18 protein-coding genes are annotated in these 22,549 nt (G+C 48.6%); 7 read left to right on the top strand and 11 right to left on the bottom strand.

Annotated features, from left to right (window positions below; genetic code table 11):
* Window positions 1-148 precede the first annotated feature (148 nt).
* Window positions 149-568: a DUF3325 domain-containing protein gene (locus tag AAH187_RS14120; RefSeq protein ID WP_342349107.1), complete on the top strand. Its 420-nt coding sequence runs from the start codon at window positions 149-151 to the stop codon at window positions 566-568.
* Between the two features lie 341 nt (window positions 569-909).
* Here the strand turns inward: AAH187_RS14120 and AAH187_RS14115 are convergent, their stop codons facing one another.
* From AAH187_RS14115 to AAH187_RS14105, 3 genes are all read right to left on the bottom strand, one after another.
* The gene (locus tag AAH187_RS14115; RefSeq protein ID WP_342349106.1) at window positions 910-3,474 is read right to left on the bottom strand and encodes a TonB-dependent receptor; all 2,565 of its coding nucleotides are present in this window, start codon (window positions 3,472-3,474) and stop codon (window positions 910-912) included.
* Window positions 3,475-3,811: 337 nt separating this feature from the next.
* Window positions 3,812-4,837, bottom strand: a complete 1,026-nt coding sequence (locus AAH187_RS14110; RefSeq protein WP_342349105.1) for a FecR family protein — start codon at window positions 4,835-4,837, stop codon at window positions 3,812-3,814.
* Between the two features lie 304 nt (window positions 4,838-5,141).
* Window positions 5,142-5,672, bottom strand: a complete 531-nt coding sequence (locus tag AAH187_RS14105) for an RNA polymerase sigma factor (RefSeq protein WP_342349104.1) — start codon at window positions 5,670-5,672, stop codon at window positions 5,142-5,144.
* Between the two features lie 1,079 nt (window positions 5,673-6,751).
* Between AAH187_RS14105 and AAH187_RS14100 the strand changes: the two genes are divergently transcribed.
* Window positions 6,752-7,123, top strand: a complete 372-nt coding sequence (locus AAH187_RS14100) for a response regulator (RefSeq protein WP_342349103.1) — start codon at window positions 6,752-6,754, stop codon at window positions 7,121-7,123.
* A gap of 50 nt (window positions 7,124-7,173) precedes the next feature.
* Complete coding sequence (locus AAH187_RS14095) at window positions 7,174-7,458, top strand: hypothetical protein (RefSeq protein WP_342349102.1); 285 nt, start codon at window positions 7,174-7,176, stop codon at window positions 7,456-7,458.
* 269 nt (window positions 7,459-7,727) lie between these two features.
* On the opposite strand, the gene AAH187_RS14090 is transcribed toward AAH187_RS14095, so the two are convergent.
* From AAH187_RS14090 to ppnN, 5 genes are all read right to left on the bottom strand, one after another.
* Window positions 7,728-8,054 (bottom strand): RNA-binding protein, encoded by a 327-nt coding sequence (locus AAH187_RS14090; RefSeq protein ID WP_342349101.1) that lies wholly within the window; start codon window positions 8,052-8,054, stop codon window positions 7,728-7,730.
* A gap of 665 nt (window positions 8,055-8,719) precedes the next feature.
* Entirely contained in the window at window positions 8,720-9,697 is a 978-nt protein-coding gene (locus AAH187_RS14085) for a lipase family protein (RefSeq protein ID WP_342349100.1), read from the bottom strand.
* A 521-nt stretch (window positions 9,698-10,218) separates the two neighbouring features.
* Window positions 10,219-10,842: a hypothetical protein gene (locus AAH187_RS14080; protein ID WP_342349099.1), complete on the bottom strand. Its 624-nt coding sequence runs from the start codon at window positions 10,840-10,842 to the stop codon at window positions 10,219-10,221.
* Window positions 10,843-10,962: 120 nt separating this feature from the next.
* On the bottom strand, window positions 10,963-11,370 hold the full coding sequence (locus AAH187_RS14075) for a DUF4168 domain-containing protein (protein WP_342349098.1): 408 nt from the start codon (window positions 11,368-11,370) through the stop codon (window positions 10,963-10,965).
* Between the two features lie 1,029 nt (window positions 11,371-12,399).
* The gene (gene ppnN / locus AAH187_RS14070; RefSeq protein ID WP_342349097.1) at window positions 12,400-13,809 is read right to left on the bottom strand and encodes a nucleotide 5'-monophosphate nucleosidase PpnN; all 1,410 of its coding nucleotides are present in this window, start codon (window positions 13,807-13,809) and stop codon (window positions 12,400-12,402) included.
* A gap of 695 nt (window positions 13,810-14,504) precedes the next feature.
* Here ppnN and AAH187_RS14065 point away from each other — a divergent pair.
* Window positions 14,505-14,687 carry a hypothetical protein gene (locus AAH187_RS14065; protein ID WP_342349096.1) on the top strand — a complete coding sequence of 61 codons (183 nt, stop codon included), beginning with the start codon at window positions 14,505-14,507 and terminating at the stop codon, window positions 14,685-14,687.
* A 290-nt stretch (window positions 14,688-14,977) separates the two neighbouring features.
* Here AAH187_RS14065 and AAH187_RS14060 read toward each other — a convergent pair whose 3' ends face one another.
* A complete protein-coding gene (locus AAH187_RS14060; RefSeq protein ID WP_342349095.1) occupies window positions 14,978-15,739 on the bottom strand; it encodes a tetratricopeptide repeat protein in 762 nt (253 codons plus the stop codon).
* Window positions 15,740-16,201: 462 nt separating this feature from the next.
* Window positions 16,202-16,492 carry an HU family DNA-binding protein gene (locus AAH187_RS14055; protein WP_342349094.1) on the bottom strand — a complete coding sequence of 97 codons (291 nt, stop codon included), beginning with the start codon at window positions 16,490-16,492 and terminating at the stop codon, window positions 16,202-16,204.
* Between the two features lie 334 nt (window positions 16,493-16,826).
* Between AAH187_RS14055 and AAH187_RS14050 the strand changes: the two genes are divergently transcribed.
* Window positions 16,827-17,429 (top strand): hypothetical protein, encoded by a 603-nt coding sequence (locus AAH187_RS14050; protein WP_342349093.1) that lies wholly within the window; start codon window positions 16,827-16,829, stop codon window positions 17,427-17,429.
* A 13-nt stretch (window positions 17,430-17,442) separates the two neighbouring features.
* Here the strand turns inward: AAH187_RS14050 and AAH187_RS14045 are convergent, their stop codons facing one another.
* Window positions 17,443-18,762, bottom strand: coding sequence for an amidohydrolase family protein (locus AAH187_RS14045; protein WP_342349092.1), 1,320 nt, complete (start codon window positions 18,760-18,762; stop codon window positions 17,443-17,445).
* Window positions 18,763-19,212: 450 nt separating this feature from the next.
* On the opposite strand from AAH187_RS14045, the gene gcvP reads away from it, so the two are divergent.
* Together gcvP and AAH187_RS14035 are read left to right on the top strand one after the other, a co-directional pair.
* Entirely contained in the window at window positions 19,213-22,065 is a 2,853-nt protein-coding gene (gene gcvP, locus AAH187_RS14040; protein WP_342349091.1) for an aminomethyl-transferring glycine dehydrogenase, read from the top strand.
* Window positions 22,066-22,132: 67 nt separating this feature from the next.
* On the top strand, window positions 22,133-22,549 hold a 417-nt coding region (locus tag AAH187_RS14035; RefSeq protein ID WP_342349090.1), incomplete at its 3' end, for a cation:dicarboxylase symporter family transporter.

Genomic DNA, 22,549 nt, shown 5'->3' with positions numbered 1-22,549 from the left:
TTGTTATTCATACTGCTGCCGGTCGTGAATGGTATCACCACGGAAAGCCATCTGTTCAGGACAGTGACCCAAGGACAGTGGGAGATAGCAGGGTTCGACCTCACCGTTCTGGTGAGCGGTTTGATAATATGCTGGACGGCTAGGCGTCTTGACCAAACTGCACGTCCATCATCCCATCCCTGGCACACACACCAGGTCGCATCGGGTGGATGAAGGCAAACGATCCGATCCTGACATGGATATCCTCGTATTCCTACTCTCTTATGCCGGGTTATTCACCTTGTGCCTAGCCATGCCGAAGCACTTCCAGGTCATGCTGGGCAAGCCAAGCCTTCCTTCAAGCCCGTCCTTGTTAATACTAAAAGTCGTAGGGTGGCTGATCCTGGGGCTATCCTTTGCTATGGCTGTCGACACCGCGGGATGGTCATTCGGCCCGGTCCGATGGGTGGGGTTTCTGGCCATAGCCGGACTCATGTTGATTTTTTTGCTTTCATATGCCCCACGCCTCACCCTGACTTTTGGGGTCCTTTCCCTCTTTTCTTTGGTCCTGAGCCTTCTCATCTTCTGAACTCAGTCACACGTGTGAGGCGTTGAACAAATGGAAGGGTATTACCTCTTACCTAATCAATGGGGTTCAAAGCGCCATATCAATTCTGTTTGACTATTGGAATTCTTTCTTCAGACAAACGCTATGGAGCAGGACACGATTCTTTGGATTGCCCGTTTCATGTCGAAAAAGAAAAACGACCTTTCGACAACCTACCAGTGCATGGGTAGCCGGATTGAAAGATTACCCTTTTTAATTTGAGTTGCGTATATGTAGGACGCTTAAATTATCACCTTCAATCATCAACACGCTCTTCCGGTGCCAGCCATCTGCGTACGGAATATAAGGCATCTTAGTGAACATTAGAAAAACTCAAATTTGAGAGAGCCAATCACGGTTAAAGGTGCACCGGTATAGACGATTTCCCTAAAATTCTGACTGCCAGTCATGTACCGTTGATCCAGAAGGTTCGTAAAATTCACCGCAGCCAGCAGATTAGTTCCTTTAGAGAAGTTCGGCTGGCGATAATACAATGCCGCATCCATTCTGACAAAGCCTTTCATCTCGAAAGGCGCTTGGCAATTGGCCGGATCCTCACATTCGTAGACACCCTTCCGTTCGCCTTGCGCATACATCCCTATTCCAGCCCCGAAGCCTTTCACCACGCCTTCTTGGAAAAAATAGGTTGTCCATATGCTGCCCTGGTTAAAAGGGACGTTGGAAACCTGACTTCCTTCCTTAAACATGACATCTTTGCGGACTCGCGTATCGGTATACGCATAGTTGGCAATGATCTCCCACCCAGGCAATATCGTCCCCGCCACGTCCAATTCGAACCCTCTGCTGCGCTGTTTGCCGGTTGCCTTGGAAAATGCGAATCCATTGGCAGGGTCAGCTGTCAACACATTTGTTTTATCGATTTGAAACACCGCCATGGTAGCCCGTAATTTATTTTCAAACGCCTGGAATTTGAGGCCTCCTTCCCATGCTTTTCCCCGCTCCGGATCAAAAAGTTTTCCGTCGATGCCTCTCGATCCGACTGCTTGGGGTACAAAAGACTCCGTGTAGTTGGCATAGATGGCCATGGGTTTCCACGGCTGATAGGTGATCCCCACTGACGGGCTGAACCTGTTTTTGGTCTGTTTATCCTTGCTCGTGTTTGGATCAAAATCACTTGGACGGTTGGTGAGTTTCTGTTCAAAGATATCGAACCGACCGCCTCCATGGACGTGGAGGTTGTCCAAGAGGCTGATTTGATCCCCAAAATAGGCGCCGAAAACGTAGTTGGTTTGCCTGGTATCGCTGGATTCAAGGAGAGGAAGGTCTAAGAAATTTTTGTCAGATGTGTTGAAAATATTAATGTAGCTGAATCCTCCCGGTGTGGATGTATCACCGCCGAAATCTGAGGAGACTTTTGCCTTGGAGTGCTCTCGGCCCAGTTCGATGCCAAGAAGGGTCTTATGCTTAATCGAACCTGTTGAGAATTTGCCGTGGACTTCGTTTTGCATGTAGTTACTTGACACGTTCGTCGGAATCTTAAATCGCGCCAGATCGAGTATTCCATCACTTTCAGGACCGACCAAAAACCAGGACTCCAGCGAGTCGTATCGGCTTTTGGTCCAAGACCCTCTGAACGCGGTGCGCCATTTGAACATGTCATTGAATTCGTGCAGGAATGTCGCGGTGACCTTTCCGCTATTCGTCTCATCCTTCCTTTTGGGATCGCCGAGAAAGCTCTTGATAGAGATCGGCGCGACGTCGTCGCCGATTGCCACCAACCCCCGATCGATAGGGGCTTTATTATAGAGATATTCACCCTCAAGCCGGAACGTCGACCGCGGGCCGATGTCCCACCCGAAAACCGGAGCAAGAAACGCGCGTTTTGACTTGACTCCCTCCCGATAACTCTCGGCCGACTCGAACATGCCGTTGAACCGATAGGACAACGTCTTGCTCTGGTTTATCGGCCCTCCGAGTTCTACTGTCGGACGATAGAGTTCGTAACTGCCGCCAATCATCTCGCCGGAATAGTAGGCGCTCTTCAAAGGGGCTTTCGTAATTTGATTGATCACACCGCCGGGATCGGATCGCCCGTAAAGATAGGACGGCGGCCCCTTCACCACTTCGATGCTCTCAATATTGATGATATCGCGTTGGGCTCGGGAACTAAACGTGCTGTCGTCCCGAAAGCCGTTCTTGAACACATTCAGATCGGATGCAAAACCCCGTATCGTGAAGGTGCCGCCCTGACCGCCCTGTGTACTGGACTGATAGGTGCCGCTCGCATTACGAAGCGCATCGTTCATACGAATGACCTTCTGGTCTTCGATCACTTCCTTCGTCACCACTTCAACCGACCGCGGCGTCTCTTGAACGGGAACCGGAATTCTGGTGGCACTTGACACATCTTCGGTGGTGTACGGACGATCACGGACATCCTTCACCACAATCTCCGGCACCTTCACTGTTTTGGGCTGGGATGCTTGGACATTCACGCCTTCGGAGGGTTGCTGTGCAGAAGTATCCGCTAGAGGCACAGCGGGCAAGACTGCAGAATTCCCCCCTTTGCTAATCCTCACGATCTGAGGACCGGTTATGCGATATTCGAGGCCCGTCCCTGACAGTAAATGCTTCAGGGCGGATTCCGGTTCATGCGCACCCGACAGGGCCTTGTTCTGAAGGCCTTCGGCAATTTCTGTGCTATAAAACAATTGCCATGAACTTTGTTCCGCAAAGGCTGTGAGTGCGGTATTCAGAGGTTGCGAAGGAATGTCGAACCGAATTGACTCTTGCGCGGATGCAGAGTTCGTCAAGTTTCCCAGGAGTTGGAGGATCACCAAGGTCAGCCCCATCAACCATCCTGACAGTCGCTTTCGCCTGAACTCCCTTGCCTTCTGTCTTTGTGCCTCTACTCTGCTTATTGACATCGTTTCACTTCCTTCCTAAATCATCATGTGAATGAGTTATATATAAGGCATAAAATGATTGGCCATGCCGCTAACTCTTCAGGTTGCTCGCCAAGCGCGGCTTATGAAGAGAGCACCACATCTCTTCAGGAACTTCGATTTTAAAGTGAGCACTTACACAAAGAAGGCCAGCCTCCCGTGAACATGCCTATTTCACAAGACGGTTCAGGAGAAGAAACCCAGACAGAAAGAATGAAGAAATTTTGCAGGAGCGATCCCTCACCGCAAAAGACGAACAAATGTGTTTATTCCGCAGGAAGGTTTATTGAGTGAAAGGGATTAGGGCAAGTAAGGAATCTTACTGGAGGAAAATTAATCGATCGGTGAGATGCAGCGAGGCCATCGGCAAGGTCCGCTCAATCGTGGTCACAGCGGAGTCTAAACTATCAAGATCAAATACACCGCTGACCAAATGTTCTCGAAGGGTGTCGTTAACAATAATGATGTGTCCGGGCCGGTAACGATTGATCTCTTCCACTACCTCAACCAAGGGGGCAGCTTCAAAAATAAGTCTTCCACGCTGCCAGGCTGTGGCTTTGCCTAAATCTACGTCTTTCACTTCACTCAATCCGGAGTTGGTCCCGAATTGAACACTCTGACCTGCTTTCAGACGCGCGGAGGAGCTGGGCCATTCGTGCCCTGGTGGAATCGACACATCGACGACACCTTCTATCACTGTCACAAGGACAGATCGATCCAACTTATAGACGAAGAATTCAGTCCCAACTGCGCGAATCGTTCCTTGGTTGGCTTGCACAATAAATGGCCGTGAGGGATCCCTGGCAACACGAAACGCTCCTTCTCCTTGGAGGAGGTCCACACGCCGCATTTTCGGCGAATAGGCAATTTTTAACGCAGTATGTGTGTTTAATTGGACAATACTGCCGTCCATCAATTCCCATGTGCCTTGCTCTCCCGTTCCGGTGGAGTAATCCGCCCTCCAGTTAGTAAGGAAATCGGATTGAAGAGTATAGGAAAGAGCCAATACCGCAATAGCGGCGACGACCACTTTCCAGACCCACCAGTCTTGTCTGTAAAAATACCGTGAAATGGAAAGAGGGTGCCGAATTCTCTGCTGAATCTGTCTACGGACTTCGCCGGATCTATCCGGAATGATTAGTGTGTCTCGCAATTCTTCCATTCCATTCCAAATTCTGAATGCCTTCTCGAAGGCTCGCTGATGCGCCAAACTTTTCCGGCGCCACAAATCCGCCGCACGACGATCGGCGTCAGTGGTCTCCCCTGATGTGAGGCGGACCACCCACATCACAGCTTCGTCTTCCAGACGTTCTTGTTCGCTGTCCGGATAATCAGCGTCCGACATCAGACAGTTCCCCCTTCCTAACCTGCTGAATTTTGTGCATCGGATAATACCCTGGGCCGTTCAAGAAATTCACTATAAGAACGATTCAATTGACAAAAACCGGATGGTGCTCTCATGAATGGCTCCATCTCACTTTCTGGTTTTTACCCACATACGGAGATTAAAGGAATGGCACGAGGGCTGCGCCAAGCCCAATCAGCCCCTACGGTTCACTTGTAAATTTATGCGGGTGGTTGATAAATTCAGGGACACGAGGGAATTCAGTAGCCCCTGGTGTTAAACGAGAGAAGTTCTGAAAAAACGGCTAGAGCTTTTCGGAGGATTCCGCCGCCTCGTTCAGTCGGCGACGGCATTGATTGAGCGCACGGGCGATATTTTTTTCGACAGTACTCATGCAGACATTCAACCGATTCGCGATTTCACGATGCGCAAATCCTTCATATCGATTCAACAAAAAAATTTCCCGACACAACGGCGACAATTCCTGAATAGCTTGAAGGACAATCCTCAATTCTTCTTTCGCTACCAGAACCGATTCCGGCGTGGATGAGGTATCCGGTTTCTCAAGCAGGAGAGGCTCCTCTTCCGAGGATGCCATTTTCCATCGTATTTGAGTTCGGAGATGATCCGTCGCCAAATTGGCAGCAATGCGAAAAAGGTAGGATCGAATGTTGCGAATAGACTGAAGATCGGATAATTGCGATAAGCGAAGGAAGGTTTCCTGGGTCAGATCCGCAGCAGTCGCTTCACAGGAGACACGACTGATGAGAAAACGCTTCACCTCTTGCCTATGCTGATCAAACATTTGAGCCACCTGTAATTGCATCATATCCATGCTCTTCCTATATATGAGAGAAAGTTCTTCATTTTGGTGCCCTTTTCCAACCCCACAACCACTGTCCTCTCTTGGTTGTGCCGATCCACAAATTTTCGAAATCCCGTAAAGTCGTATGTCTTACCCGTGGAGTCTTCTTGTCATATCCATTAAAAAAGCCCAATGGGCAGTTGCACCATTGGGCTTTGGTCTCTCGGATCTCTAGCCTCTAATTCGAACCAGCACGGCTGGTGTTGTATTTTAATTAAATCATTTCAATAGCAAGAAGTATCCATAGCGATCCAGAGAATGTATTTTGTAAATCTATAAGTTGATATTGATTGTTATTATTAGTATAAATCAACCAAGTTCGTCAATCCCTAATCACGACTGCCAGATCACTCATCCGTCCTATGCTCAAGCCTATTCTTGAACATCTGCCCTATGCTGTTTTTAGATCGATTTTTCAGAAAACCCTTAGTTTCTATTAGAAAATTTACACTCTTTTTGAATGAGGTAGAATCTTGTGGACAGGGTGAAATTATGGCAAACGGGAGCTTCCTTAACCACCATTAACTATTTTCACGAAAGGCCCACATTTTTTATCAACATCGCCTCACTTCATGCTAACTAACGAACACCAAAACAGGTTTTCCCTGTATGGCCAATTTCCCAACCGCCTGAACCCGATGGTATTTTTTTTAACAGTTCGACTAATTTAGGACCCCCAGTGATACCTTCACCAATCTCTGTTTCTATTTTTTAAAGAGATTTGAAAGGTCAATTTTTCAAACACGGCCTGCCATTGCTTGTAGATTGACACAACGGCAAATGGGTATTTCCCCTTTATACCTTGAGCTAAAAGTCACTCTCATTTCCCTACGTTTTGTTATTGAGGTCCCGCTTAGGGCACCCCTCCCATCGGTGGGAAGTCTCCGTGGAATAAAGCTACTATCCCCTCCTGACGCCTCCTTTGAAATTATTGTAAGAAGAGAATACAGTAGACCGGTTCCAGTAAAACTTGTTTCGATCGAAGAGCCTCGGTGCTTCCTTCACTAAGGATGGAACGCTCTTAACCTTTCTGAAATAGGTCGTTCATCATGAAACGCATTCTCCTTGTAGATGATCATGAGATGGCCCGGAAAGCCATGAAGCTTTTTCTTGAGCACCATGGGTATGCCTGTGATGAAGCCGAGCATGGGGCCGACGCTCTGACTAGGTTGGATCAGGGACCGAGCGTAGATCTCATCGTTTCCGATAACCACATGCCCATCATGACAGGGATGGACTTTCTCCTCCATGTAAAAGGCAATCCTCAGTTAGCCTCCATCCCTTTTATTCTGTATTCGGGAAACATCACCGACGAAATGTACCAACGGGCAAATGAGGCGGGAGCCCTAGCCGTGCTGAACAAACCGTACAATTTTTTAAATTTTATTGCGATGGTCAATAAAGCCCTCGAAACACGGTAAATCGTGAGGGGGGGGGCACTACCAATGTTGGTCATCTCCAAAAGATCACGATGGCTCGGCTTCTCCGTGACGTACCAGCAACTCAGAGACGCATGATTTTAGCCTGGAAGCGACGCCCGTTGAAGTATGGGGATAAAGGCGGTTCCATGGTGCTGATTTCCACGGGGTCAGATTGGAGTTATACCATCTATACGGAGGAGCAGATCATGACACTGAAATCAATATGGGTGTTAAAGAGAAAAATGCTGAACAGCCGTCTGAAAGTCCTGGAAATTTATGCATTGTTCCCGCGTTGGTCCACCCACCGCAAGACGATGTTGGCAGGGAGTCCGTGACGCTCCCCGAGACGACGCCTGAACTGCTTAATCTGAGTTGATTGGGCCGTGAACCAAAGACACCACTTCGTGGCCTGCCAAACTCTGTCGTGTTTAATAAATAGCAAGATGTTCGGCTATTTACGTTTTAGACGCTGCCTTCTCCACAGGTCTAATTAATGCCCATTTGGCTTATGTTGAACATTTCTTCCAACTGCTGATTTTTTGACAAAAAAAAGGAGAGATCTCATTGACCTCTCCCTTTTTATCAAACGTATTGGTGTTCTTGATTAGAACCGGCTGCGACGTTTATCGCCACCAAAGTCCCCGCCACCTCCGCCGCCATATCCTCCACCACCAGTGCGTGGAGCTTGTGGTTTGGCTTCGTTGACCGTCAAGGTGCGGCCACCAAACTCAGTCGAGTTCAAGGCTGAAATTGCGGCTTGCGCTTCTTCTCCAGAAGACATTTCGACAAATCCGAAACCGCGGGATTGGCCGGTGAACTTGTCGCTAATGACATTGGCTGACTCGACGGTCCCGTGTGCCGAAAACAAGTCGGTTAATTCTGCTTGAGTCGCGGAATACGGCAATCCACCTACATACAATTTTGAACCCATGGGGGTCCTCCTTTTGAAAAATGATATTGTCTTAGGCTCGAGAAGGGTAAAACCTGGAGAAGGAGTAGGCCGCGGACGCTGCATTCATGCGACAGTGGACAGACACTTCGGAGTAATCTCTCGGGCAAAACAACACCGGTTACGGGCTTTAGTAATTTGATTGCTCATCGCCAAGCCCTAGGCGTTGAGTACGCTCAAACTAGCACAAGAGAAGGAAAGAAGATAGCCAATTCCAGTAATAAAGAACGGAAAATTTTGCCTGAAACCTGTGCCCATCTTCAAGATATTGAGGCGAGAAGGTCTTTTTCTTCAGCATTTTCGCCGTTTCATGAGATAAAACCATATCTCCCAGGCATGAATGAGCAATGTCGAAACAAACCAGAAATAAAGGCTCCAACCCGGGATTTCCCATAGATTTCCATACAATCCCCCGAATTCCGAAACCGTAGGTCTCTTTCTCGCCAAATCGACGGATTTCGTATCCGGTGCCCTGGCTCGGATGCCGAATTGTCGTCGTTAAGAGAGAGCCATACCGTTTCATTTTTTGAACGATACGAAAGGTATAGAAATACAATAGAAGAGGCTGACCCCTTACCTTCTTTTCGCATGATGGAACGAAATCACCGACGCAGAATTCCCTTTGGATACATAGCGGCATTCATCGCCTAGGAATCTTGAAGTTCTTGCTCGTAACAATTCCAAATACGAAGGGCATAATACAGGGGAGCGTGGTCATTGAAACAATCAATGGGAATAGCTCCGAAATCGCCATTGCCCCATTGATTCATCACCTCACGAAGAAGTTGAAACTGGCCTCCTACGCCATGCTGTACCCTTTCCAACATGGAGGGATTATCGAAAAGCTTACCAGCTTCATCAATGTATTCGAGGAGACCGACATGTTCATAGCGACCCCACTTCATCAGGTTCATCGCACTGGGACCCCAGAGTGGTATTCGAGCAACCGCATCGTTATTGTTCACAAACCGATACCCACCCACATAGAAATCTCTGGCAAAACCCTCATCCCCTACCAGCGGAGACCCAAAGGTGTAGAGCCCTTGCACATCCCCATAGCGGTCGGCAGCTAATGTCGCCAAGGCCGCGCCAAGGCTATGACCGGTAAACCAAAAGGTTCGAGTTGGCTTTTCATCTTTCAATTCATCTAAATATGACTTGAGAGGTTCCCACACTTCGTCCAAAGCCATTTTAAAGCCCTCATGCACGGACCCACCTTGACCAGATACGACTAAACGAAACCTCCCGTCCTTCCACAGATCCTTTACTACCTGACGCCAGATCTCACCAGGAATTTTCCCTGCCAGGGGCTTCGGCACCTGCGTGCCACGAAAGGCCACAATGACAAGATCCTGATTGTGCGCCACATAGCATTGCGTACTTCCTCCAATACTAAACGGTTGATTGCCTTTAACAATCAAGCCCGCCTTCGAGAATTGAGGAATCGTAAATTCCTTTTCGGCATATGCCAACAAGGCGGCCTCCGCCAACCACCAGGCATTCACCAGTTGAAACCTTTGGGACCTGAACCGGAAGGGATGTTGGCTGGCCTCGGCGAAATATATATGGTTCAAATTTGGAGGTAACACGACCTCTATATTTGGACCAGGAATAATCTTTGGCATATGACTAGGACTCCTGCTGGACTCAACGGATGTTCCCATCTGGTTGGAAACAGGACGATGGCCACAGAATGATCTCTAACGTTTGCGTCTACTATTCGCCCATATGCAGACATTGATCGAGGAGAGGCCACACCTACCGTATATCTCCAAGGAACACCATACAAAGGAGCAGGGACGCCCTTTAAGGTTTGACCACAGACCTGCCGTTTGCCGGATTCAGATGGAGAAAATAAACCTTTGAATTAAACTGTGCCAAAATTGTCTAATAAAAGCTAGAGATGAACCGGGCAGGAATCCTGGATAAAAGAGATTGATCACAACGAGAATATTTAAATAAACAACAGGGTAAGGAGCGGGGAAGATCACGTAAGACTTATTTTTTGAACGAGCTGTAGATCGAACACAAATCGTTTCTCTCTTAGGAGACCCTCACCCAAGATAAAATTTAAACCACGATGACCTTCATCACCAATACACACTGGTCTTCTTATGCTTTCAACAGGCTATAATACGCCTTTGTCTCAGCCCTTCAACACATCCTTTACGGAATAGGCGGCATCCTGAATGACGACCCTCCTACCCAAAGGCAAATCAAACGTGCCCGTGGCTGAAATCTGTCCCCCTTCACTGTTTTCCGTCACAAATTGAAATGTCCCGGAAATATTACTCTTACCTGAATCAGTACCATTAGGAGCGAAATCCTCCAAAGTGATGGTCCCTTCGGTATTGGTTTGGTATGAAATGGATTTTCCTTGTTCGACCATTTCAACTTGCACATCAAAATTTTCACCCACCCTTAGGGGATCGGGTGTCACCAAATCATAATGGCCAGGTCGTGCCTCACCAGGGACTCGGAAAATAATGAGAAACTCTCTTGGGTCATTCCTATTTGAATTGAGATTCGCAACCAAAAAGTAGCCGGGACGGACCCCAGTGACGGGATCCCCTTCCTTAGGGGGCAGGTAGGTCACAATACCTGCCCCTGATACTTCACCATTCACAGACCCGGATAGGCTTGCGGTAAACCCCGACTGATCTACCTTGGGCTCTTGGGGAGCAGGGTCGGATGCGTCCGAACATCCACTGCTGACAAGCCACATAATCAACACTGCTGTTTGTCCAAGGGTCTGATACTTTCCTGGCATGTGTTTCCTCCCATCTGAATAGTCCCCTGTACCCCCTTCCCAGCTGCGCATTCGGGTTTTTGTAGTTTGAAACATTGCGCTTCATCAAAAAATTGAGAAGAGCGGGGTTTTATCATCTATTTACTGGGTTCGATTGAGTACCGTCATGAATGCTTCCTTGAGGGCCGGGTCCTTTTGAATTGATTCAAAAATTGTATTGTAGTCCGTGATGGTCAATCCATGATCCGATACAGCCTGACTCATCTTCTGGTTGGCCTCTTCTTGAAGCGCTTCACTTTTGGTGGGGTCCTCTGCCTGAATGATACGCTCTTTGTACGTCGTATGGATCTGGGAGATTTCCTTGTAGGCTCCAGCAAAGGGTTCGAGATTCGGCTCAATCAATTCTTTCTGCATAGGTTGGGATTCAACTGCCTGCGACTGGGAATTAACATTTTGCGCATTCACCACAGAAAGAGATCCCAATCCAATTACGCTCGGGATCACTAGCAACGCACTCAATTTCTGTAAACTCATTCCCATGGAATTCATACCATTTCTCCTTTGTTTAATTTGAATTAATATTCCCCACCAAGCTGAGATCAAGTAACCCTTCATGTCTTTTTATCTTTTCGGGAAACGCCGCAAACTCAAGCAGGGAGTCTTCCAAAAATTCATTTCTCCTAGAGAATAAACATGGATAAGATCAGGGAAACGTGAACTCTTTCATGACGGTCTTTTTCATTGCCTACTTTTGTTTATAAGGCAAAAGCCAGGCCAAAATGACCGTCCGTGGTGCAGAAGTACCTGCTTGTAGAGCATAACTTAAGGCATAGGTGCAGAATCCCGCTCGCGGGCTTTTTTTTCGCAGTTCCTGTTTTTTCTACACATAGCGTAGGGAAGACCCTACGAATACAAATAAATCCCTACAGTAAACTAAAAAAACAGGAAGACCTGAATAGGATTGGAGATTGTATGCATTGGGATTAAGTATCAATATCTTATCCATTGACTTAGTCTTGTTGCTTTTGGTTCAGGAACGCCTTTGCTTTAACTCTTTTTTTAATAAAATTTTTCCGTCCTATTCACAAAGGGGAGTTCCAAGGAAGAGTTGATACCGCTCGAAGCGAATACCAAGAATGGCCGGACCATGCCCGATTAATGACCCTGGGCAGGGTATCAAATGCTGGCGCAAACGATATCAGATGGATTGGACCGACAAATCCTACAAAAATAATTCAATCAAGTGATAGGAAGATTCGTGGAATATAGCCTTTTCGGCTCAAATCCTTCACGCACATCTTTGTTCAGATTATTTGTTCGATTGAGAGCCATCACAGGGAAGTATGGGAAGGGAGAGCGGACGATCCGAATCCGGATGATACCCTGTCGCAAGGAAGATCACGACTGCAAACCAAAGAGTAGCATAAGGTATGATTCAACTGACAATTTCAAAAAAAAGAAAGATGATGAGTAGAATTCTTCAATTCGATATTTGCGCGAACGCAGAAAGTCCTCCTTCAATTTTAAAGAAATGAAGCGAGAACTTACCCTCGAAAAATAAACGATGCCCTGCGACGACTAGGCGATAATTTCATAACAAGGCTTGAAATTCTGTTGATCAATTTTCATGCGGTGTTGGTTAATGAAGGATTGCAGAAGTTTATCCATGAGTTTCATAATCGTTGAATCCCCGTGAATTGCAAATGGCCCATTTTTTTCAATGGCATTGAGCACTTGGGGCTTCACATGGCCAGCGACGATTCCTGAAAATGCCCGGCGCAAATTCGCGGCCAACATATGGATGGGTTGGTCGGCATGGAGATTCAATTGCGCCATCGACTCATGCGTCGGCTCAAATGGTTTTTGAAATTCATGGTCGATGGTCAGATGCCAGTTGAAATAGAAGGCGTCATGGGTCCGTTTTCGAAATTCCCGTACACGTTGTATGCCGGTCGTCATTTCATCGGCCCCACGCTGAGGATCATCAATGATAATTTGATACCGTTGCGCGGCATGAGGACCGAGTGTTTGCTTGATAAAGGTATCAATGGCATCAAAATAGCTGGCACTTCCTTTGGGGCCCGTAAAAATAAGCGGAAAAGGGATTTCATTATTGTCTGGATGTAGAAGGACGCCGAGTAGGTAAAGGATTTCTTCCAACGTCCCCGCCCCGCCGGGAAACACGATAAACCCATGTCCGACACGTACAAACGCTTCAAGGCGTTTTTCAATGTCCGGCATAATAACCAATTCATTTACAATGGGATTCGGAGCTTCAGCCGTAATGATGCCTGGTTCCGTGACGCCCAAATATCGCCCATTCTTAATCCGTTGTTTCGCGTGAGCAATAGTTGCTCCTTTCATCGGTCCCTTCATCGCCCCTGGCCCACAACCCGTGCAAATATCCATGGAGCGCAAGCCCAGTTGATGGCCCACTTCTTTCGTATAGCGATATTCCACTTCGCTGATAGAATGGCCTCCCCAGCACACCACCAAATGTGGATCCTCAACAGACTGAATGATTTCGGCGTTTCGTAGGATATGAAAAATCGCGTTGGTGATCCCATTGGATGTGGTTAAATCAATTTTTTTATTGTGCTGTATTTCGTTATGGACATAGATGATGTCACGGAGCACCGAAAAGAGATGCTCCTTGATCCCTTGAATAATTTTCCCATCCACAAACGCACTGGCAGGAGCGTTGATGAGTTCAAGCTTCACTCCGCGATCCCGTTGCTCTAAGGCAATATCGAAATCTGCATAGCGGGCAAAAAATGCTTTCGTGTCATCGGTATCATTCCCACTCGTCAGGACCGCCAAGGCACTGCTTCTAAAGAGTTCATGGAGACCGCCCTCACTGGTTTCCCTGAGCTTTTCAACTTCCTGCTGCGACAGCATGTGCATAGATGTATCGGGGGTGATGCTCACACTCACGCCCTGACCTGAGGATGTACGTTTCAATGTTACGTACTCTCGATTGTTTTCCATCTTAACGCCCTCGCTCTTAGTCAAATGAGAGCCCTTTTCGCATGAATATTGACCAATACCGACCACTAGGAAGGGATCAATTTATCACATCAACGTGTTCACCCTCCATGGGAAGTGTCAGAACATGCCTTCTTGCATAAAATGGGCACACACCGGGGAGATGATGATGTGCGACGTTTATTCTAAAAATATCGAAAATCCATTGAGGAAAGTCAGGCACACGCAGATTTCGATTTAATCAATTTCCATTGGAGATCACAATGCGGCACCTCTTGGCCAGCAATCTCATCTGCTTGGCGCTGCCTCCCTTCTATCGTGACTTTTGGAAAGAGGTTCCCATTCCCCAAGCCACTTCTTATCGTGTCATTCAAAAATAGGGATCTTGTTTCAACCAGAAGGAAATTACATAAAAAAACGTCCCTTGGCTCGCTTCAACTCATTGTTTGCCTTACAGCCATCTTCGAATGGGTTGTGGCTTTTACAGCATCTCAACTTTACCAACACAGAAAAATCCTTACATGACCGGCTGGGAGACTATGATGCGATCTCCGCCGTCGTTGATGTCTTTTTGACAATGGTGTGGGGCGACCTGGTTATGGGTAAGGTTTTTTGTGGGAATGGGAACTGATACCAGAGATCAATTACGCCAAAAGAACACAAACCTCTTGTGCTTCAACACAGAGGGACCCTGCCGGATGATCAATCGACCACGAGAACTGACCAATAAGGATCTGGCGATCACCGACAAAGAATTCGATATCGAGGCTAACCATTTGGCTGCAACACTTAAGGAGTTTAAGGTTCCTGAGGGGGAACATGATGGGGTGATGGCCAAAATCGGCAATCTGCGTTCCTATATTGTTGAACAGAAAAATTAAAAAATATCGGATGCTCCGAATCGTGTCCTGCCCTTGAGACACGCGCTCATGGCGTGGAAATTTAGGACTGGCCCCTAAGGCCTAACCTACCAGGGACATTGTCGGGGCCGCGTCAGAGTAGAAAAAATTCAGGATAGTAATGGCAGGATTCCAAGGGCAATAGGAAATCCAGAACAGATTTTTTATTCCTTTACCGGGAAAGCATCTCTCATGACATACTCGTGAAAAGCTTGGAGGTTTTCCCAATACCCATTCCAACGGCATGAAGGCATTTTTTCACGAGAGTCCGTTTATGAACCACGCAACCAGGCTAATCGTTGACGATCCTCTTCATATTGTGGGAGACGATAGGTCAGATCGATTTGCACGACACGCTCTATGCAGCGAAGCGCGGAGATGGAATCTTTTCGCTCCAGATAGACGTCAGCCAGTAGACGCAAGGCTCCTGCCTCTCCCGTGCTATTTCCCAGCTTGATGAAATGTTCAGTCGCATTATTGAGACAGGCCTCGGCCCGTTCAAAATGGCCCAGGCGAAGAAAGGCTTTCCCAAGTTGCCCATAGGTAGTAGCCAAGCCGTCTTCATTCCCGACCTTGCGGTGATAGTCCAAAGCCGTGTGAAAGGCTTGAATGGCAGGTTCTGACCGATCTAAATCCAATTCCTGCAGAGCCAGATTGCTATATAAAATACCCAACGCCCGGTCATGGCCTAAAGGGGTTAAATAATCAATAGCTTCCAAATAAAACGCGTGCGCTGTTTCCGGCTCACCCCTGTCAGCTTTGAGGCTTCCTAAATTCACCAGGGTTTCCCCGATGGCCTGCTTTTCTTGTAAATTTCGTTGAATTTCCAGAACTTCTCGATAACAGGCCTCGGCCTGTTCATACTGCTCTAACAAAGCACTGATATTTCCCAGATTCCCCAAGGCGTCTGATAAGGCCTTGGGTGACCCGAGCTGCCTTGCCTCTTCGGTAGCCTGTTCATAGCAATCACGCGCTTTTGACAGATTCCCACGATGGAAAAAAATTTCGCCGAGGTGAGAAGCCGAGCTGGCCATGATGTCAAAAAAATTCCCTTAACAATTGTTCAATTCTCAGACAAGAGCCAGCAAAACATCCATCCGACAACGACGCACTATGCTTACTTCTGCCTGAAAGCCTATATCCGTAGCCCCACCTTAGCAAGAATGCACATTTCCTCTGACAAAGAGCTGGGAGATATCACCGGATCGAAGGGTAGCAACACTCTGGTGTGAATCGTTCACCTTGATCATGAATATCCCAGAGGAGAGCTTTGGGAGAAGGGCAGTTGCGACATTCAGTCTAAAAGGCGTCCCATCCACCTTAGTCTATTAGAGGGCACACTCATCCTAAAAACACAACAGCCGAGTCCAGACATCTGGACTCGGCTGTTGAGAGACACTCTAAATGGAAAGGAATGGTCTTCCCTTTTCATTCATTCAAACCAACCGGCTTAGAGAGGGGAAAGCCGACAGGATAATGCCTTGAGAAGGGTACAGTTACTTTTTAACCCCCAAGATCGCATCTTTAGCCGCTTTGGCTACGCGGAATTTCACGACTCGTTTGGCTGGGATTTTAATCGCAGCTCCAGTTTGGGGATTTCTTCCCATTCTGGCTTTTCGGTGCGCAAGTACCAACTTGCCAACCCCAGGTACCACAAACGCATTTTTGGCTTCTTTATAAGCCAAAGCAGCAAAATCATCAAGAATTTGCGTCGCAATTTTCTTGGTGACATCCGCTTTTTTAGCCAGATGATCGGCAATCTGCGACTTTGTCATGGCCTTTCCCATACACATTTCCTCCTCATTTGAATTGTTTAGTAAGAGACACCATTTGTTGATTCTAAAATTCCAAGGAAGGATTGCCTTGTCTGTCATTTTGGAAGAAGGGTGTAACGCGGGAACACCTTTCCCCTCTGTCACAACGGCGCCAGAGTCTACCGAATGGCTCAAAAACTGTCAACAAAAAACAAGCCCAGTGCGGGGAATATTCTATTACCAAAAGTTTCCCCTTGATTCTTCTGCCTTGCTGCCTCGGCTTTTACCACGGTAAAGTAGCCAGAATACACATTTTACTTATTTTAGTCATACGTGCAATAGGCACAACACTCATGAGGCATTGATCATGGCAAAAGAATTACCTGTTCTCCCATCCCCCAAACAATCAGAAACTCCCGAAAAGGAAGAACTGACGTACTCACGGGTGTTTTGCACGCGGGAAGATAGCCCCCCCCTGAAGTTGCTTCTGGACTTTCTCAAATCAAAAAATCAGGTTCCGCTGATTCCCAAAATGGATCCGGCCGCCCTGGAAGATTGGGATTGGGTTCATATATCCCTCGGTTATAGCCGGGAGAGGAAACCCATTCAGTTATTTTGCGTGCGCAACCGTGGCACCTATCAGGACGTGTTTGAAGGAGAAAAAACCTCTTTTTTCAATCGCATAACTGTCTTTGATGATGTCGAAGCTGAGATCGCCCGTGAATGTATTTCAACAGCACGTTTCATTGCCACCACCCAAATGGTGAAAAAAGATATGACTGATGAGGGCTATGATTTTAACGGCTGGATTCTGGAATTTTTTCAAGAAAACTGTAATGGCATTGTGCAAATCGACGGACAGGGGTTTTTTTCCCCGAAGGGCGATCTCATCGTGGATATGGAAGAAGTCGCTGAAACAGGCGATGATATTGCCCCTACACCCAAATCGGATGCACAAACTTTGGCATAAGAATCATTATAGTTCAATGCTGTTCAGGAGAAGCGCTTGATCCGAGGGCCAAGTCCACGCAGCCGGAAAATGTACGTTGCCTCACACCCGGAAGTCCATTGCGATAGGCCCATCCATCTTTCAGCACTTCCACGAGGGCTCCGTTTTCAAAACGCGACGGGTCCTCCACCACATCTTCCCGGCACAACAAGATGTCAGCGCGTTTCCCTTCCACGACTGTTCCCGTATCAGTTTGGCCAAGTTGATCTGCCGCCAACCCCGTCGCTCCGAACCATGCCGCCAGAGGCGGGATGCCCTCTGCGATCAACGCAACCAACTCCATGTAATTCCGGCCATGCATATCGGGTAACACCGGATCAGTTCCAGCCAACAGTTTGAGGCCGCTGGCCTGCGCGGATTTGACGGCATGAGCATGGCTCTCCGCCACCTGTTGAACTTTGGCGCGAATGAAGGCATTGAATTCCTCTGACTGGGCCAATCTCTGCCCCACCCATGCAGTCGGAGTCACCGTACACCCCTTCGCATACGCGAGTTCGGCCAGATCCTCATTCATAAATGAAATGTGTTGAATATCCCTAACTCCAGCCTGAATGGCCAACTTGATGCCATTCTGACTATGGGCATGAGCCGCCACATACATCCCCCGCCCAGCCGCTTCGTCACATATGGCTTCCATTTCCTCAAGGGTAAAATCCCGATGCTCCAAATGGTCGGTAGGAGACACCACACCAGGGCTGGCACAAATTTTCACAAGATCACCCCCGCAGGCAGCAATCTCTCTTACCCGTTTTCGACATTCCCACGGTCCATCGACGATACTGGACGGACGACCGGGACCAGTTGGCCACAAACGGGAAAGCTCCCCACAGCACCGATCCGGGCCTCGAAAATCCGCATGCCCGCCTGTCGTGGACAGCATACAAATGGCCAACTTGAGACGTGGACCCACCATCACCCCCTGATCCACAAGCCGCTTCAGGACAGAGGTGGCTCCACCCACATCCCGCAAAGTTGTCACGCCTCCCTGGACTAACGTGCGATATAAGATACGTTCGGCCCAAAACGGGGCCTCCGGGGAATTCATTCGGTCCAGTTCAGCACTTCCCACTCCCCAAAGGGTCACATGTCCATGACAATCGATCAGGCCAGGGGTGACGGTATAGGTCGCGCAGTCGATCCGCTGAACATCAGATCCTTGCGGGCGAGCAGGGTTATGAGGAGAGACGGACTTAATGGTTCCATCATCTATCCACACATCTACCCGTTCGTGAATAGACTCAGATGTTGCTGATGTCCCATCGTAGAGTTTGTGAATATTGGAGAGAACAATCATGATATTCCTCTCTTCAAGATATAAATGTTAAGAACTCCCCACTTTTTCTCTACCGTATATACGTCAAGATCCGCAACACATTCGATTACGCTCATCCAGTGTAACTCTTCCCGGCAAACAAGAGATGGTCAGCGTCTCCCCTCTGAGCACCGCTCAAGAAGGTCCCATTCATTTTTTAACACCTGGGAATAAATCACATCCATAGAATCAGTCGGCATCGAAATTTTGCGGATTCATCATAAACATGATAATCTTCAAAGGTATTGCCTCATCTCTTTTCTCCGTTCATGCGAGACACATTTGTCAATTATGCTTTGTTTCCGAGTACCTCTCGAAATTTTTCACCATTGGTCCCTAACAAGAACCCGTTATTTCCTCAACACGGTTAACGCAACAAAATTCCGATTTGTTTGAGGGATAACCTTCACATCACATGAGGTGTAGACAGGTATGACCACGTTCGCCCACCGCCATATCGGATCCAGTGAGAGCCAAATCCAAGAAATGTTGGGAGCGCTGGGGCTCTCTTCTCTCGATGCCCTTGTGCAAGCCACGGTCCCGCAGGATATTCGCCTCGCCCGGTCCTTGAATTTGCCCCCGGCACAATCGGAAGAAGAGGTGCTGGCTGAACTCCGCCACCTGAGCGCACGGAATCAGATCTATCGATCATTTCTCGGCATGGGTTATTCCGATTGCCTGACTCCACCGGTGATCGGACGGAACATTCTGGAAAATCCCGCATGGTATACCCAATACACGCCCTATCAAGCGGAAATTGCCCAGGGACGATTGGAGGCCTTGCTCAATTTCCAAACAATGGTCGCCGATCTGACCGCGCTTCCCCTGGCGAATGCTTCACTGTTAGACGAAGCCACGGCGGCAGCAGAAGCCATGAGTATGTGTCGGGCGCTTAGCACCCTGCAGGGACGGACTTTTTTCGTTGCAGAGGATTGTCATCCGCAAATCATTGGCGTCATGCAGACTCGAGCCAGGCCATTGAACATTTCCATTACCGTTGGGAATCCAAACACAGTAAATTTTTCCAACGATGAGACCTTCGGCATACTCCTCTCTTATCCGTCCACTGACGGTACGCTCCGCTCTTATGAAGCCTTGGTCCAGAAGGCGCATGAATCCGGGGCTCTCGTCGTGGTCAGTACCGATCTCCTCGCCCTGACCCTCTTAGTGCCACCGGGAGAATGGGGAGCGGATATTGCGGTGGGGTCGTCCCAACGATTTGGAGTTCCGCTGGGCTATGGCGGTCCCCACGCGGCCTTTTTGGCAACAAAAGAGGCCTTTAAACGACACATCCCAGGTCGGATGGTGGGAGTATCCAAGGACGCTCACGGTCAAACGGCGTATCGCCTGGCCCTGCAAACCCGGGAGCAACATATTCGACGCGATCGAGCGACAAGTAACATTTGCACCGCCCAGGTGCTGCTGGCCAATATTGCCGGCATGTATGCGGTCTACCATGGTCCGGAAGGATTAACGAACATCGCCACCAAGGTTCATCACCTCACTTCGCTCACAGCCGAAGGTCTTCGTCGTTTGGGATGTCAACTCGACTCTAATGCCTTTTTTGATACCCTCCGGGTTCGATGCCCTCACCTGAGCCCGACCAAAATAATTAAGAATTGTCAGGAGAATTTCATCAATCTTCGGCAATATGCCGACGGGTCATTTGGTATCGCGTTGGACGAGGCGACCACCATCACAGACGTGGACCAGCTCCTGACACTCTTTTCCGACAGGGAGTCACTTCCCTTCTCCTTAAACGACCTGACGGAACACCCCGGTTCATCCATCCCAACAACCTTTCAGCGACATTCTCCTTTTCTCACGCATCCTGTGTTTCACGATTACCATTCCGAGCACGAATTGCTCAGGTATATGTATCGACTACAATCAAAAGACCTCTCCCTCGTCCATTCCATGATTCCATTGGGATCATGCACCATGAAGCTCAATGCCACAACGGAGATGGTTCCCGTGACATGGCCGGAATTCAGTCGGTTACACCCTTTTGCCCCCAGTGACCAGGCGCAAGGGTATCAATCATTGTTTCAGCAATTGGAAGCATGGCTCGCCGAGATCACCGGGTTTGAAGCTGTGTCACTTCAACCCAACGCCGGCTCTCAAGGAGAATATGCCGGATTGATGGTCATTCGGGCCTTTCAAGAGGAGCGGGGGCAGGAAGCACGGAATATCTGTCTCATTCCGGTATCTGCGCACGGGACCAATCCTGCAAGTGCGGTCATCGCCGGATTGAAGGTCGTTCCGGTCGCCTGTGATAGCCATGGAAACATCGACATTCAGGATTTAGAAGCCAAGTCAGCCCAATACCATGACACCCTCGCCTGTTTAATGGTGACATACCCATCCACCCATGGCGTGTTTGAAGAAGCCATTCGCAAGATCTGTGAAATCGTGCACACGCACGGAGGCCAAGTCTATTTGGATGGCGCCAATATGAATGCCATGGTTGGCCTGGTGCACCCGGGTGCGCTCGGTGCCGATGTGTGTCATCTTAACCTGCACAAAACCTTTTGCATCCCCCACGGTGGCGGAGGCCCAGGGATGGGCCCCATTGCCGTCGCATCTCACTTGGCCCCTTTTCTACCAGGTCATCCTTTGGTCCAGGTGGGAGGAGCAAAAGGCATCGGACCCATCGCCGCTGCCCCATATGGCAGCCCGAATATTCTCCCTATCTCTTGGGTCTTCATTAAACTCATGGGCGGTGATGGACTCACAAAAGCCTCACAAGTGGCCATTCTCCATGCAAACTATATGGCCAACCGATTGGATAAATATTATTCGATGCTCTATGCCGGGAAAAACGGCATGGCCGCCCACGAATTTATCTTAGATCTTCGCCCCTTCAAAAAATCAGCGGACGTGGAAGTGGAAGATGTAGCCAAACGGCTCATGGATTTCGGATTTCATGCTCCCACGATTTCGTGGCCGGTCCCCGGCACCATGATGATCGAGCCAACTGAAAGTGAATCCAAGGCCGAATTGGACCGGTATTGCGATGCACTCATCCTGATCCGCCAGGAAATTGCCGAGATTGAAGAAGGTCGCCTCCCACGAGACAATAATCCTTTAAAACATGCGCCTCATACGATTGAGATCATCGCACAATCCGACTGGCCGCACCCCTATTCCCGCGAAACCGCGGCATTTCCAGCCCCCTGGTTACGGCAACATAAATTTTGGCCATCTGTTTCGAGAATTGATAATGTCTACGGAGATCGGAACCTGATATGTACCTGTCCCCCCATGGAATCCTATCCTTCCTAATTCACTGGGTTGCCATACGAGAACTCCATTAATTCTCTCTTCTTAATTACCACCCAGGCCTAGTCATGTGAAGACCACCGGCCCCCACAACCTGTTGATCGGGATGCTGCTTGGAATTCTTATAGGCATCCTATCGGGAGGCTTCATTCCTTCCTTTGGATTGGGCATCCAATTCCTTGGCGATGTATTTCTTCAGGCGCTGTTCGCCCTTGTGGTGCCCTTGGTGGTGAGTTCCATGATTGTGGGAGTCGCCAGCTTGGGTGATGTTCGACAGTTGGGACCTCTCGGATTTCGAACCGTGCTGTTTTTCATGACCACCACGGGCTTAGCCGTCCTGGTTGGATTGATCCTGGTGATCGTCGTGCACCCCGGGGTGCCACTCGAGCAACTACCTAACGGAACCGCACCTGCTCCGGCTTCGGAAGTTTCCTTACAGATGAAGGACCAACCGACCTCCCTCGTCGATCTGTTCAAAACTATTCTC

The sequence above is a fragment of the uncultured Nitrospira sp. genome, assembly GCA_902500695.1.
Taxonomy (GTDB): domain Bacteria; phylum Nitrospirota; class Nitrospiria; order Nitrospirales; family UBA8639; genus Nitrospira_E.
This window is presented reverse-complemented; position numbering and strand designations above follow the sequence as displayed.